At 61.3% G+C, this 13413-nt stretch carries 13 protein-coding genes; 6 read left to right on the top strand and 7 right to left on the bottom strand.

Annotated elements, in window-relative coordinates; genetic code table 11:
- Positions 1-13 precede the first annotated feature (13 nt).
- The gene (locus tag GKO01_RS01660) at positions 14-427 is read right to left on the bottom strand and encodes a hypothetical protein (RefSeq protein WP_174694200.1); all 414 of its coding nucleotides are present in this window, start codon (positions 425-427) and stop codon (positions 14-16) included.
- 209 nt (positions 428-636) lie between these two features.
- Between GKO01_RS01660 and alkB the strand changes: the two genes are divergently transcribed.
- The 5 genes from alkB (at position 637) to gltX (ending at position 5834) form a co-directional block, all read left to right on the top strand.
- Positions 637-1290 carry a DNA oxidative demethylase AlkB gene (gene alkB / locus GKO01_RS01655; protein ID WP_099285570.1) on the top strand — a complete coding sequence of 218 codons (654 nt, stop codon included), beginning with the start codon at positions 637-639 and terminating at the stop codon, positions 1288-1290.
- Between the two features lie 47 nt (positions 1291-1337).
- Positions 1338-2726: a class II 3-deoxy-7-phosphoheptulonate synthase gene (locus GKO01_RS01650; RefSeq protein WP_099285396.1), complete on the top strand. Its 1389-nt coding sequence runs from the start codon at positions 1338-1340 to the stop codon at positions 2724-2726.
- Entirely contained in the window at positions 2726-3940 is a 1215-nt protein-coding gene (locus GKO01_RS01645) for a nicotinate phosphoribosyltransferase (protein WP_099285395.1), read from the top strand. Before GKO01_RS01650 ends, GKO01_RS01645 begins: the two co-directional genes overlap by 1 nt.
- Positions 3937-4401 (top strand): hypothetical protein, encoded by a 465-nt coding sequence (locus GKO01_RS01640; protein WP_099285394.1) that lies wholly within the window; start codon positions 3937-3939, stop codon positions 4399-4401. The genes GKO01_RS01645 and GKO01_RS01640 overlap by 4 nt, the downstream gene beginning before the upstream one ends.
- Positions 4402-4499: 98 nt before the next feature.
- Positions 4500-5834: a glutamate--tRNA ligase gene (gene gltX, locus GKO01_RS01635; protein ID WP_099285393.1), complete on the top strand. Its 1335-nt coding sequence runs from the start codon at positions 4500-4502 to the stop codon at positions 5832-5834.
- A gap of 5 nt (positions 5835-5839) precedes the next feature.
- Here gltX and GKO01_RS01630 read toward each other — a convergent pair whose 3' ends face one another.
- The 4 genes from GKO01_RS01630 to cysS are packed head-to-tail and all read right to left on the bottom strand — an operon-like array spanning position 5840 to position 9914.
- On the bottom strand, positions 5840-6766 hold the full coding sequence (locus GKO01_RS01630) for an aldose 1-epimerase family protein (RefSeq protein WP_099285392.1): 927 nt from the start codon (positions 6764-6766) through the stop codon (positions 5840-5842).
- 13 nt (positions 6767-6779) lie between these two features.
- Positions 6780-7772 carry an ion channel gene (locus tag GKO01_RS01625; RefSeq protein ID WP_099285391.1) on the bottom strand — a complete coding sequence of 331 codons (993 nt, stop codon included), beginning with the start codon at positions 7770-7772 and terminating at the stop codon, positions 6780-6782.
- A 4-nt stretch (positions 7773-7776) separates the two neighbouring features.
- Positions 7777-8553, bottom strand: a complete 777-nt coding sequence (locus tag GKO01_RS01620) for an RNA methyltransferase (protein WP_099285569.1) — start codon at positions 8551-8553, stop codon at positions 7777-7779.
- A 2-nt stretch (positions 8554-8555) separates the two neighbouring features.
- On the bottom strand, positions 8556-9914 hold the full coding sequence (cysS, locus tag GKO01_RS01615) for a cysteine--tRNA ligase (protein ID WP_099285568.1): 1359 nt from the start codon (positions 9912-9914) through the stop codon (positions 8556-8558).
- 84 nt (positions 9915-9998) lie between these two features.
- On the opposite strand from cysS, the gene GKO01_RS01610 reads away from it, so the two are divergent.
- On the top strand, positions 9999-11396 hold the full coding sequence (locus tag GKO01_RS01610) for an MATE family efflux transporter (protein WP_099285390.1): 1398 nt from the start codon (positions 9999-10001) through the stop codon (positions 11394-11396).
- On the opposite strand, the gene GKO01_RS01605 is transcribed toward GKO01_RS01610, so the two are convergent.
- A complete protein-coding gene (locus tag GKO01_RS01605) occupies positions 11350-12564 on the bottom strand; it encodes an MFS transporter (protein ID WP_099285389.1) in 1215 nt (404 codons plus the stop codon). The two genes, GKO01_RS01610 and GKO01_RS01605, sit on opposite strands and share 47 nt — an antisense overlap.
- Before the next feature lie 99 nt (positions 12565-12663).
- Positions 12664-13134: a BON domain-containing protein gene (locus GKO01_RS01600; RefSeq protein ID WP_062033644.1), complete on the bottom strand. Its 471-nt coding sequence runs from the start codon at positions 13132-13134 to the stop codon at positions 12664-12666.
- Positions 13135-13413 lie beyond the last annotated feature (279 nt).

Below are 13413 nucleotides of genomic sequence, written 5' to 3'. Positions count from 1 at the left end.
TTGGTTGCGTGTCTTACCAGCCGTTTCCGCGCGGCGCGACATAGCCGTTGCCAGTGGCGTCGCCGAGCTGGCCGGACTGAGTGTTGTTGCTACCCTGATAGGACGATCCGAACTTGGAGAGGTTTGCGCCCGTTACGGAATCACGTTCCACACCCGCCTCATGATCCGGGTCCGGGCCATGCTCGAAATCGTTGGACGGCGTATCGGAATAGCCCGGAGGCGGTTTGCGATGGCCGCGTGCCCGGAAATGCTCGCCGCCTGTCGTGGCCTGCTGCTTGGCGTCCGTCTGCCCCTGATTCGGCTGCACGGGAAGGGTCGTGCCGGAGGCATAAGGCTGACCGAACGTCGCGGTCTGGGCCTGTGCCGCCCCTGCCACCAGGGCAGTCGCCAGCAGGGCGTGGCAGAAGAAACGGGAAGAGGACAACATGTGATCCAGTCCTTGGCCGATCATGACAACAAAACTGCCTTGCAGAGTTCTGATAACGTCATGGTCTGACATTCATCGGCAAGGCGGCATATCGTTCTATAATCGGCCTGCTTTGAGCCGGGTTCAAGAGTTCTTTTCCTGTGCAACGTTTCCATATGCAGGGTCATGCCGAAATTCGGGAAATTTTATCGCCGTTCGGAGAGGGGTTGATGGAGGATCTTTTCGCGTCTCTGCGTCCCAGAACCGTTCTGACGGAAGGCGCGGTGTGGTTGCCCGGCTTTGCGTTGCCGGATGCTTCTGCGCTCCATCAGGCCATTACGGATGTGAGCGTCATCGCACCCTTCCGGCATTTTCACACGCGCATGGGACCGATGTCCGCCGCCATGACCTCCTGCGGAGCCTGTGGCTGGACTGCCGATCCATCGGGATATCGCTACACCCGAACTGATCCACAGACCGGCCTGTTCTGGCCAGCCATGCCGGACGCACTTCGTCATCTGGCTGTCCGGGCAGCAGCGGAAGCGGGATATGACGGCTTCGATCCCTCGTCCTGCCTCATCAATCGCTATGCACCGGGAGCGGGCATGGGGCTGCATCAGGACCGTGACGAGGGGAGGCCTGAAGCGCCGATCGTGTCAGTTTCCCTTGGCGTCCCGGCGCGCTTTTCGTTTGGTGGCCTTACACGAAATGAGCCCAAGCGCATCATCGAACTTCTGGATGGGGATGTCGTGGTCTGGGGTGGAGCATCTCGCTTTGCATGGCACGGGGTCTCCCGCATTCGCGAAACATTCCATCCGCAGACAGGTGCCATGCGATACAATCTGACGTTTCGCGCTATCAACGTCGCGCTTTTTCGGCCATAACCAGCCCCCCGCAACTCCTGCATTCACATCCTTCCGGAGGGCATTTGATGCACCCCTCGAGCCAGACCCCGACGTCCACCAACACGATGTCATGGTCTCCTGCAAGCTGGCGTTCCCGCCCCATCGTCCAGGCTCCATCCTATGCGGATGAAGCGGCGCTTGCTGCTGTCGAAGCTCGTCTGCATCGATATCCACCGCTGGTCTTTGCGGGGGAAGCCCGTCGCCTCAAGACCCGTCTGGCCGCAGCCTCGCGCGGTGAGGCTTTCGTCCTTCAGGGCGGCGCCTGTGCCGAAAGCTTCGACGAGTTCACGGCCGACATCGTGCGCGACACGTTCCGCGTCCTGCTCCAGATGGCTGTGGTCCTGACATTCGCTGCCAAGGTGCCGGTCGTGAAGATCGGGCGCATGGCCGGACAGTACGCCAAGCCGCGCTCGTCCAATACCGAGACGATCAATGGCGTGACGCTGCCGTGCTATCGCGGTGACATCATCAACGGCCCCGAATTCACACCCGAAGCCCGTATTCCCGATCCGCGCCGCATGGAGACCGGATATTTCCAGTCCGCCGGCGTGATGAACCTGCTCCGGGCTTTCGCGCATGGCGGCTATGCGAACCTGCATCAGGTCCATAGCTGGAATCTGGGCTTCGTGGAGCGCTCGCCGCTCGCTGCGCGCTATCAGGATCTGGCCCACCGTATCGACGAGACGTTGTCCTTCCTGCGGGCCTGCGGCTTTGACGGTTCGGCGTCGCAGATCGACGAGACGGAGTTCTACACGTCTCACGAAGCCCTGCTCCTGCCGTACGAACAGGCCCTGACCCGCGTGGACAGCACGAGCGGTGCCTATTACGACTGCTCGGCGCATTTCCTGTGGATCGGCGATCGCACCCGTCAGCCCGACGGCGCGCATGTCGAGTTCCTGCGCGGCGTGCAGAACCCGATCGGCATCAAGGTCGGCCCGACCACCACGGTTGCGGATCTCGAAAAGCTGCTCGAAATCCTCAACCCGCAGGACGAGGCCGGTCGCATTACGCTGATCTCCCGCATGGGCAAGGACAAGGTGCGTGAGCATCTGCCGCCGCTGCTCGATGCCGTGAACCGCACGGGCCGCACCGTGACCTGGCTGTGCGATCCGATGCACGGCAACACCACGACCACGGCCAGCAAGATCAAGACGCGCTCTTTCGACAATATTCTTGGCGAGGTGCTCGGCTTCTTCGACGTGTTTGAGGCAGCGGGCCGTCGTCCGGGCGGGATCCATCTTGAAATGACCGGTCAGGACGTCACGGAATGCATCGGTGGTGCACAGTGTCTCACCGAAGACGATCTGGCCGGTCGCTATGAAACATTCTGTGATCCGCGCCTTAATGCGGAACAGTCTCTTGAAATGGCCTTCCTTCTTGCTCAGGAATTGACGGGACGAGCAGGAAAGAAATAATGACCGTTTCCGATCCCCAGAACACTCCACAAGCCGCGCTCCGGCGCGCGCTTGGTACTCTCGGCCCGTTGGACGAGACAACCATCGAAGCGCGGACGGACGCCTATTTCGGGCGAACGCGGCATATCGTGGAGCATTTCGGGGATTCCCGCGTCACCTATGCGGTGTTCATCCGCCGTCCGGTGATTGCGGCCTGCGGTCTGGTCTCGCAGTGGCTGAAGAACGTGGCGGAAGCGCAGGGCTTCGATCTTCAATGCCGGGAAATGTACGCCGAGGGCGAGTGGGTCGGGGCGGGCGAGCCACTGCTGTACCTAACCGGCAGTTTCAGTCGTCTGGCGCCGCTGGAAACGCTGGTGCTCCAGCGGATCGGTTCGACCTGCGTGGCAGCCCATAACGCCTATCAGATGGCCATGGCGCTCCCCTCCATTCCGTTCCTCGCCATGGACGCCCGCCACTGCGCGGGCTTCGAGATGCAGGAACAGATGGCCTATGCGGCGGGCGTCGGCTCCCGCGCGGCCCGCAAGGAAGGGGCACGTGGCTTCATCGGCAATGCCAATGACGCCACGGCCGGTTTCTTCGGTCTTGATGCTGGTCTGGGCACCATGCCCCATGCCTTGATCGGCTATGCGGGCTCCACGCTGCGTGCGGCGGAGATGTATGACGAGGTCTATCCGAACGATCCGCTGACGGTGCTGGTGGATTACTTCGGGCAGGAAATCACGGACGCGCTCGCCGTCTGCCGCCGCTTCCCCGAGCGTGCTGCGAAGGGGCATCTGAGTGTCCGTCTGGACACGCATGGCGGTCGCTTCCTTGAAGGACTGGACCCCCAGACCTCATATGGTGTGCTTGAGCGTCACACGCCGGGCACCATCCGCCGCTATCGTTCCGATCAGGAACTGCGCGATCTGGTGGGAACGGGCGTGTCGGCGGCGGCGATCTGGCGGATGAGGGAGGCCCTGGACCATGCAGGGTTCCATCATGTCAGGATCGTTGCCTCTTCCGGCTTCAACGTCGCCAAATGTTCGACGATGCGGGACGCTCATGCCCCGATCGACGTGATCGGCAGCGGGTCTTTCATTCCCGACCGCTGGTCCGAAACCTATGCAACGGCTGATATCGTGGCCTATGACGGGCAGCCCCGCGTCAAACTCGGACGCGAGTTCCTGCTCCAGAAGGTCCGTGACAGCCACGAGACATCCAAGGACATTTCATGACCGACGATACGATTGACCCTGTCGAAGGCGCCCCGGAAAACGACCCGCAGACGGGAACGTGGAGCGTACGCATCATCGACCTGTCCGGCGCTTCGGAAGGCGAGGATGATACGGTCGAGGTGGTCAAAGACTTCATCGACCTGATGCACGCCAACGCCTATGCCCGCGCTTACGTCCGCGACAGCATCGAGCGCTGCCGCACTCCGGGTGCGAGCAGCAAGGAAGTGATCGAGAACTGGTTCGCTTTCGGTGAAAACGCCGAAGTCGTGGACGCTGGCGAGGATGGCTGGAAGTCCTCCACGGAACTCGAAGACTTCGCGGCTAGCCGTGCGACCCCGATGGAGCGTGACTGGCGCGCCATTGATCCGCGTCGCCTCGTCGATGACGAGGAAATTGCCGGTCCGCCGGATGATGATGATGACGAGGACGACGAAAACCGCCACGAAGTGATCCGTCACTGAACACCGGATGCAGGGAAGGGGCCTCTCCCCTTCCTTCGCATGGCCCTTCATAAAAACCCGCTCTGGCAACGCGGCGCATCATGCGGCATTAAGGCGTCATGAAACTGCGCTTCGCTCCGTCCCCGACCGGTTACCTGCATGTTGGCAATGCGCGCCTTGCCGTCGCCAACTTCCTCTTCGCACGCCATAACGGCGCAAAATTCCTGCTGCGGATCGACGATACCGATACCAGCCGGGGTAAGCCCGAATATGAAGAGGCAATCGGCAAGGATCTGTCCTGGCTGGGGCTGAAATGGGACGAATATGTCCGCCAGTCCGAACGGCTGGATCGCTATGCCGAAGTCATTGAAAAGCTGAAGGCGTCTGGTCGTCTCTATCCGTGCTTCGAGACGGAATACGAACTGAACGCCAAGCGCGAAGCCCGCATCCGCGCGGGCAAGGCGCCGATCTATGACCGCGCCATGCTCAAGCTCACGGCTGACCAGCGCGCCCGCGCCGAAGCCAACGGCAAGACCCCGCACTGGCGCTTCCGCCTGAGCGATGGCAGCCGCAAGTGGAACGACCTCGTCATGGACGAGTGCTCGGTCAAGCTGACGGCCATTTCCGATCCGGTTCTGGTGCGTGGGGACGGCACAATCCTCTACACGCTGGCTTCCGTGATCGACGATCTGGACATGGGCATCACCCATATTGTTCGCGGCGAAGACCATGTGACGAACACCGGCGTGCAGATCGATATCGCCGAGGCGCTGGGTGCGAAGCCCAACCGCTTCACCTTCGCGCATCTGCCGCTGTTGCTGGATTCCGATGGTGGCAAGCTGTCGAAGCGGTTCGACTCGCTTGCGCTGAAATCCCTGCGTCAGGACGGGCTGGAGCCGATGTCGATCGTCTCCTATCTCGCCCGCGTGGGATCGTCAGACGATCCGCAGGTCATGACGATGGACGAGGCCATCGCGGCCTATGACATCTCGCATGTTTCCAAGTCGGCCGCGCGGTTCGACATGACGCAGCTTCTCGCCCTGAACCGTCGCGCGTTGCACAGCCTGCCGTTCGAGGCCGCAAAGGCGCATCTGCCGCCGGAAGCCGACGAGACGTTCTGGAACGCCGTGCGCGGAAACGTGGATCTGTCTGCCGAGATCCCGCACTGGTGGGATGTCGTGCATGGCACGATCGTCCCGCCCTCACAGCCTGAAGACCGTGAGTTCCTTCAGCAGGCCCTCGACACCCTTCCCGCCGAGCCGTGGGGCGAGGACACCTGGAAGGACTGGACCAACACGCTCAAAGAAGCTTCGGGCCGCAAGGGGCGCACCCTTTTCATGCCGCTGCGTCTGGCCCTGACGGGTGAGGATGCCGGTCCAGAACTGCATGTTCTGCTTGGCCTGATGGGGCGCGAGCGCACGGTTTCCCGTCTGCGGGACGCTATTCAGGCCTGACCTTGTTACCCCGTCGCGCTTGTTGAAAAGCGCGACGGGTCTGTTTTGCAGATTGCCTTGACGGACCAGAACGCCGTCCAGCTTTCGCCCGGCTTCAGATGTAACAGGCCGGGTTTCTGTGAAAAATCGCCCTTGAAGCCCGCTGGCGTCGCATAGCCATACCAGGGCTCAATGCACAGAAAGTCCGCGCCTGGCTTCGTCCACAGGCCAAGCTCTTTGAAGCCGCCCCAGACGAACCGGATGCCCGCTCCGTCCGGCCCGACCATGTCGACGGACCGGCTTTCAGGTTTCTCAAGGATGAGCGCGTCTTTTTCAAAAAGCGCATTCGTCAGCGCAAGGACGTTGTCCCGGACCGGCGTATGTTGTTTTTCCGGCAAAAGCAGTCCGTCAGCGTCAATGCGTCGGACGGGCAGGGGCTCGTCATATTCAAAAACCAGCCTGTAGCTGTCTTTTGTTACGCCCTCTTTCAGCGGCCAGCGGAACGCCGGATGCGCGCCGAGTGAGGCATGGAGCGTGCTGGTGCTGTCCGGATTATGCAGATGATACGAGACGCGCAGGGTGTTGTTCTCGATCAGATAGACCAGTCGCAGCCTGAATGCGGATGGGAAGAGCGCGCGGCTTTCGGCATCGTCCACCAGTTCCAGCGTGCAGCCTTCGGGTGTCCGTGCGATCCAGCGGAAGACCCGGTCCCGCGCTAAGCCGTGCTGTTTCAGCCGGACGGGCGTGCCATCGAGCGTGATCTCGTATTCTGGGAGTCGGCCAATAATCGGAAACAGGACCGGCGACTGTCTCGGCCATGCCGGTCCTGCGTTCCAGAGCAGATCGTCCGTCCCGTTGTGTAAGGCAACCAGTTCGGCGCCATGGCTTCTGACCGAGGCCTTCAGCAGCCCGGTTCCGAAATCATGTCTGTCGTCCGTCACGATATCCGTCATGGGATGTCTCCTGTCAGGGGGTAGGATCAGGCGTTTGCGGCGTATCGCCCGGTTCGGTCGTATGGAAGCGATGGAAATCGACCTCCACGCGCCCGTCCGGACGATTGGCGATCATATCCGAAAAACGGTAGCCGTGTTTCACATGTCCGATTTCGTAGGCATGACGGGCGAAAACGGTCTGGGACGAAATTTCGTCCGTGCCGTCCATCGTAATGATAATTTCCGCGTTCTGATCGATCAGCGTCTCGGCTGAGAGGCCATAAAGCGGGCTCTGGCCGTCGATCAGATGCGTTGCGTTCAGGCTGATGCGAAAGATCGGCATGTGGGACTGCACCAGTGTCAGGCGGTCGAAACGCCGGACCAGACGCCCGCGCTCGTCCGGCATCAGGCGGGTGAGTGTCATCTCGATATTGGCGGACAGGATCAGGGTCCGGCGCTGGTTGGCGATGCGGATCGTGAGCGTGGGGATCACGTCGTCATAGGAGACGACCGCGACATGACTGAACAATACGCGGGCGCGGGGGCGTGAAAAGCGGGCGAAGACCAGCCCGGTGGCGAGTGCGTTCAGCATCATGCCCGCCAGAACTTCGAACGAGACGATGGTGTTCGTCAGACGTCCGACAGGCGACATAGTGCCGTAACCGACGGTCGAAATCGTTTGAACGCTAAAGAAAATATCGTCGAGAAAATCGCCGTCCGGAACGCCGCTGACGCTGTGCGGGATGACGTAATACATCAGCGCAAAGCCGATATTGATGACCAGATACAGTCCGATCGAAGCCCAGAAGAACATGAACCAGCTCATGGTCATCAGGGTATGATAGAGGTCTCCAAGAGCGCCGGAATCTAGACCTGTGCGGATGATGTCGCTGCGGCCGTTCTCTTCGAGAACATGCGCCCGGATCCTGTTGACCGTCTCGACGACGGTGGGATGTCCGTGCTGTGATTCTGGCGCCCCTGGATCAGGTCGGGCTTGCATCCGTTTCCGGTGGCGCCAGTGGATCATGGGGTCAGCTCCTGTTCCTGCGGGCGCTGCTCAGTTCGCTGACAACGCCGTGAAGGGTGCGAAGCTCCTGTTCCGTGACTTCGCCTCTGGTGAAGAAATGACGCAGATTCCGCACCATGCCGGGGCGTTTCTGCTCGTTTCGAAGGAAATTCGTCTCGTCCAGATCGCGGATAAGATGGGACATAAAATTCTCCATCTCCCCCTTCGTCGCCACATGTGTCTCATTGGTCATGAGTTCGCGCGGTGGCGTCATGTCCTCGGTCAGGAACCACTCATAGGCCATGATCAGCACGGCCTGTGCGAGGTTGAGGGACATGAATTTCGGGTTGAGCGGATAACGGACCAGCGTATCGGCGCGGGCCATATCTTCATTGTCCAGCCCTGCGCGTTCCGGGCCGAACAGGATGCCGGTGCGCAGGCCGCGGGTGGAGGCGACGCGCAGTTCGGCAGCGGCTCCGCGAGCCGTCATGACCGGCTTGACCACATGCCGCGGGCGCGGGCAGGTCGCGAAAATGCGGTGCAGGTCCGCCACCGCATCGTCCACCGTCTCGAACACCTGAGCCGCGTCCAGAATCCGGTCTGCACCCGAAGACGCATACCAGGCGCGTTCCTGCGGCCAGCCGTCGCGCGGGGCCACGATCCGCAGATGGAACAGGCCGCCATTCGCCATGGCGCGCGCCGTCGTGCCGATATTTTCGGCCAATTGCGGGCGCACAAGGATCACAACCGGATCAAAATCTCCAAGGGGGCCGATATCCGCCCCGCCGTCACGTCCGGTCATGGTTACGCCTTCCGCCATGTTGTGCCACCGGGGCCGTCTTCAAGGGTGATGCCATCGGCGGCAAGCTGCGCGCGGATGGCATCAGCTCGGGCGAAATCGCGGGATTTGCGGGCCGCAAGACGCTCTTCAATCAAGGCTTCGATGGCACCCGCATCCACGCCAGATTGGAACCACTCGGCGGGCATCACATTGAACAGACCCAGCATCTTTCCAGCAGCCAGCAGGCTGGAGGCCGCGTCCTGATCACCCTGCATGGCGGCATCCGCCAGCGGGTGAAGGGCGGCGATGGCCAGCGGCGTGTTCAGATCGTCGCACAGCGCGTCCATGACCGCTGTCGGAACAGCGGCACCTAGTTGTGCATCGCCGCGTTCAAGTGCCCGGTACAGCCGGTCCAGAACCCGACGGGCTTCCTCCAGCTTGTCCCAGCTGAAATCCAGCGTGGAGCGATACTGCGCCCCCAGATACAGCAGGCGCAGCGGTTCGGCGGGCGAGCGGTCCAGCACTTCGCGGATCGTGAAGAAATTGCCGAGCGATTTCGACATTTTCTCGCCGTTCGACAGCAGCATCCCGTTATGGACCCAGTGCGTGGCGAACTTGCCATGCGGATGGCAGCACATGGACTGCGCGCGTTCGTTTTCATGATGCGGAAACAGCAGGTCGTCGCCGCCGCCATGAATGTCGAAGCTCTCACCCAGATAACGGTGCGACATGGCCGAGCATTCGATATGCCAGCCCGGTCGTCCACGCCCATAGGGGCTGTCCCAGCCCGGCAGGTCCGGCTCGGACGGCTTCCACAGCACGAAATCGCCCGGATCACGCTTATAGGGTGCGACTTCAACACGGGCGCCCGCGATCATGTCATCGAGCGAGCGGCCTGACAGCGCACCATAGGACGGGAAGCTGCGGACTGCGAACAGCACATGCCCTTCGGCTTCATAGGCATGTCCGGTCTCGATCAACTGCGCGATCATCTCCAGCATATCGTCGATATGATGGGTCGCGCGGGGCTCGATATCGGGCGGCAGAATGAAGAGTGACGCGAGATCTTCATGAAAGGCCTGCGTCGTGCGTTCGGTCAGGGCGGAAATGTCCTCGCCGTTCTCTTTTGCGCGCGCGTTGATCTTATCGTCCACGTCGGTGACGTTGCGGACGTAAGTGATGCGCGGATACAGCGTCCGCAGCAGGCGAATGAGGATATCCGCGCACATCATGGCGCGCAGGTTGCCCAGATGCGCGCGGTCATAGACGGTCGGTCCGCAGAAATAGACGCGCACATTCTCAGGATCTAGGGGCGTGAAGGGTCGCTTTTCGCGAAGATGGGTATCGTGCAGGCGGAGCACGTGTGCAGCAGGATCGGCCATATGCCGATCAATGCGCCAGCCTTGGTTCGGGTGCAACAGGCTTGTTACTCTTGTCGGCAGGTTTGACGCCTGTATTAGGGGAGCATGAGCAGCACCTTTTCCAGTCATCCGCCGTCTGACCCGACAACGCCACGCAATCATGCCCTGACGCTGGTGCGAATTGCGCTGCCGCTGGCCCTGTCACAGCTCTCCGAAATGGCGATGGGTGTCACGGATACGGTCCTGCTTGGTGGGCTCGGTGTGACGGAACTGGCCATTGGTGGTCTGTCCAGCACGTTCTTCTTCACGACAATGGTGACGTTTCAGGCCATTCTCGGTGGGGCAGGGGTGCTTCTGTCGCATGGACGCGGCGCGGAAGATCATGGTCGCAAATCTCATGATGGGCGCAGTGTGATGAGCGCGACGCTGATGCTCGCCATTGCAGTTTTCGTTCCGTGCGCTTTGCTGCTGGCTTTTTCGAAAACCATCTTCACGGCCATCGGTGAACCGGCGGAAGTCATCACACATGGCAGCCGCTTCATTGATATTCTGCTGCTGTCACTTCTGCCTGATCTGGCTGTCATTGGCGTTCTGCGTGTCGCGCTGCCAGCGCTCGGCGCCGAGACGCTGCTGCTCTGGATCATGCCGGCCATGGCGGTCTGTAACGGGCTGACCAATGCAGCGCTGATTCATGGCTGGGCGGGGCTTCCCGCTATGGGGCTTTATGGTTCGGCAACGGCCACGACCCTGACGGGCTGGGTCGTAAGCTTTGCCCTGTTCGGACTTTGTCTGACCCATGAGCGCGTCAGGGCAGTCCTGAAGCCCGCGCCCGTGCAATGGGCCGTCATGAAGGATCTGCTGAAGCTCGGCGGCCCGATGATGATGGGGGCAGCGGCGGAAATCCTGATGTTCCAGATTACCAGTCTGCGTGCCGGTGAACTCGGAACGCCCAGTCTTGCGGCGCATCAGGTTGCGGTTAATGTCAGTTCGCTGCTGTTCATGGTGTGTCTGGCGATCGGTCAGGCGACGAATGTCCGCGTGGCGTACTGGCGCGGTGCGGGGCGTGTGGAACAGGGCCGTCGCGCGGCTCTGACCGGAATGGGCATCGTTCTGATGTGGAGCCTTGCCACATCCTCGCTGCTGCTGATCTGGCCCGAAAAGATCCTGCCGCTCTATTTCTCGAATCGCGCGCCGGACCCCGAAACCACGGCGCTGGTCGTGACTCTTCTCAAGATCGCCGGGCTCTACCAGATCGCGGATGGTCTACAATGCGTCTTCAATGGTGCGCTTCGGGGCTGCGGAGACGCCGTGACGCCCATGCTGATCGCCATGGTAAGCTATGGTCTGGTCGGTCTGGTGTTTGGCGGCTGGCTGGCTTTCCATCAGCATTTCGGTGTTGAAGGTCTCTGGATCGGTATGGCGCTGGCGCTGGCCACGACCTGCGTGGCCTTTGGGATCAGGCTGCTTCGCGTGATGCGGAGGCCCGTGCCTGCCACATCGTAAGGCCGTAAATCACCAGCCCCAGCGCGGAGAAGATGGCGCCACCCCAGCCAACGGCCCCCAACCCGAACCCTGAACTGACCAGCACTGCCCCGAACCAGGCCCCAAAGGCATTGGCCATATTGAAGGCCGAGTGGTTGAGCGAGGCCGCCAGCGTCTGTGCATCCCCGGCAACTTCCATCAGCCGTGTCTGAAGGGCCGGGGAGAGCATGATGATCCCTGCCGGAACCAGAAACGTGATGGGCAGCATGGCGTAAGGTGAGGGCAGCAGCAGCCAGAACCCCAGCATGAAGACGACGCTGACCGTCAGGGAGACGATTACCGTCCGGTCGATACTCCGGTCTGCCATGGCTCCGCCGAACGCATTGCCCGCCACCATGCCCAGCCCCCATACGACCTGATAGACAGCCACGAGCCAGCCCGGAAGCTGCGTGATGTCCGTTAGTCCGGTGGTCAGAAAGGTGTAAATGCCGAACAGTCCGCCAAACCCGATCGCGCTGGTCAGGAGTGTCAGCAAAACCTGAGGCCGTTTGAATGCGCCGAGTTCGGTCAGTGCGGTTGCGCCCGGATGCGGTCTGTCACGCGGGGCGAAGAACCAGATCCCTACAAAACATACGACGCCCAGTACCGCGATGACTCCGTAAGTGACGCGCCAGCCGACATGACTTGCAGCATATGTTGATAGTGGCGATCCGATAACGGTCGAGATCATGATGCCGGACAGCACACGTCCGACCGCCCGTCCGCGTCGGGCGCGCTCGACCATCGACGCGCCGATCAGGGCCGAAACGCCGAAAAACGCGCCATGAGGCAGTCCGGTCATGAACCGCATGAGTTCGATGCCGGCAAGGTTCGGCATGAGAATGCTACCAATATTGCCAGCAATAAATAGGCACAGCAGGCAGAGCAGAAGCGTGCGACGCGGCAGACGCGCGCCCGTGATCGCAATCAGCGGCGCTCCGACGACAACCCCCATCGCATAAGCCGAAATGGCCCAGCTCGCCTGCGGAATGGTGATGTCCAGGGAGTGGGAAAATTCCGGCAGCAGACCCATCATGGCGAATTCGCCGGTGCCGATGGTGAATGTCGCCAGCATGAGGGACAGCATGGCCGGTTCGACACCGTGGGGTGGGCGCACCCGTTCGACGTCGAGAGGTTCGATGGAGTCCATAAGGAGAATTCCGGGAATGGAGGTCAGGACCGTCCTGCCAGTGCCGGATCGTGAAACGCAGTCGTGGCTCCCCATCTCGGAGGAGCCACGACGAACAGATCAGTTCTCGGTCGGCAGTCGGATGGTCTGACCCGGATAAATGTCATCCTTGGCCGTGACAAGCGGTTGATTGGCATCAAGCAGTTCATCGCCGGTGATGTCCTGCGGCAGCTTGTCCGCCACTTCGTCCAGCGTCTTGCTGGTCTTGATTTCCAGAAACTCCGGCTCCGGCGTTCCGGCCGGCACGGCAATTTCGGCTTCAACAGCCGAGACGCCTGCAACATTGCCTGCCGCAAGGATCATCTGGTCGCGGTCCTTGGCGTTGTCAGCCTTGCCGCGCAGATAGATCGTGCGATCGTCGATCACCAGATGGGACATGTGCATCTGGGCGAGGCCGAATCTTTTGAAGGCACGCTTGATGACGCTCTCCCCGGGCTTGGGGGGCAGAGGCGCATCAAGGGACTGCACCAGTCCTTCGAGGGAACCTTCGCCGATACGGCCGGCTTTGGGATTGAAGCGGTAGGTTTTCATACGGAAACTCGAAAAAACGTGTTGCTCCCCTTCAGGAGTGCTCGGGAAAAAGCGAAGGGGAGTTCCGGACAGTTAGCGCAGCCGGAGTTGATGTGGTTGCGTACTTTCCGCGCCCCCACTGCAAGAAAATGACATGGCTTGCAAGCAGGTTTTGATTGACCGCGATCGGGGACTCCTGTAGGCGCGACGGCACAGCCGGAAACGTGGACGTACCGGCCGGTCCAATAGCGCGGGAGTCTGCAATCCCGTCGGCCCGGCATCTGGGTGCGCGCCCGCTCT

This window comes from Gluconobacter kondonii (assembly GCF_002723995.1).
In the GTDB taxonomy this organism is placed as follows: domain Bacteria; phylum Pseudomonadota; class Alphaproteobacteria; order Acetobacterales; family Acetobacteraceae; genus Gluconobacter; species Gluconobacter kondonii.
Note: the sequence above shows the minus strand (reverse complement) of the source record. Positions and strands in the feature narration are given on the sequence as shown.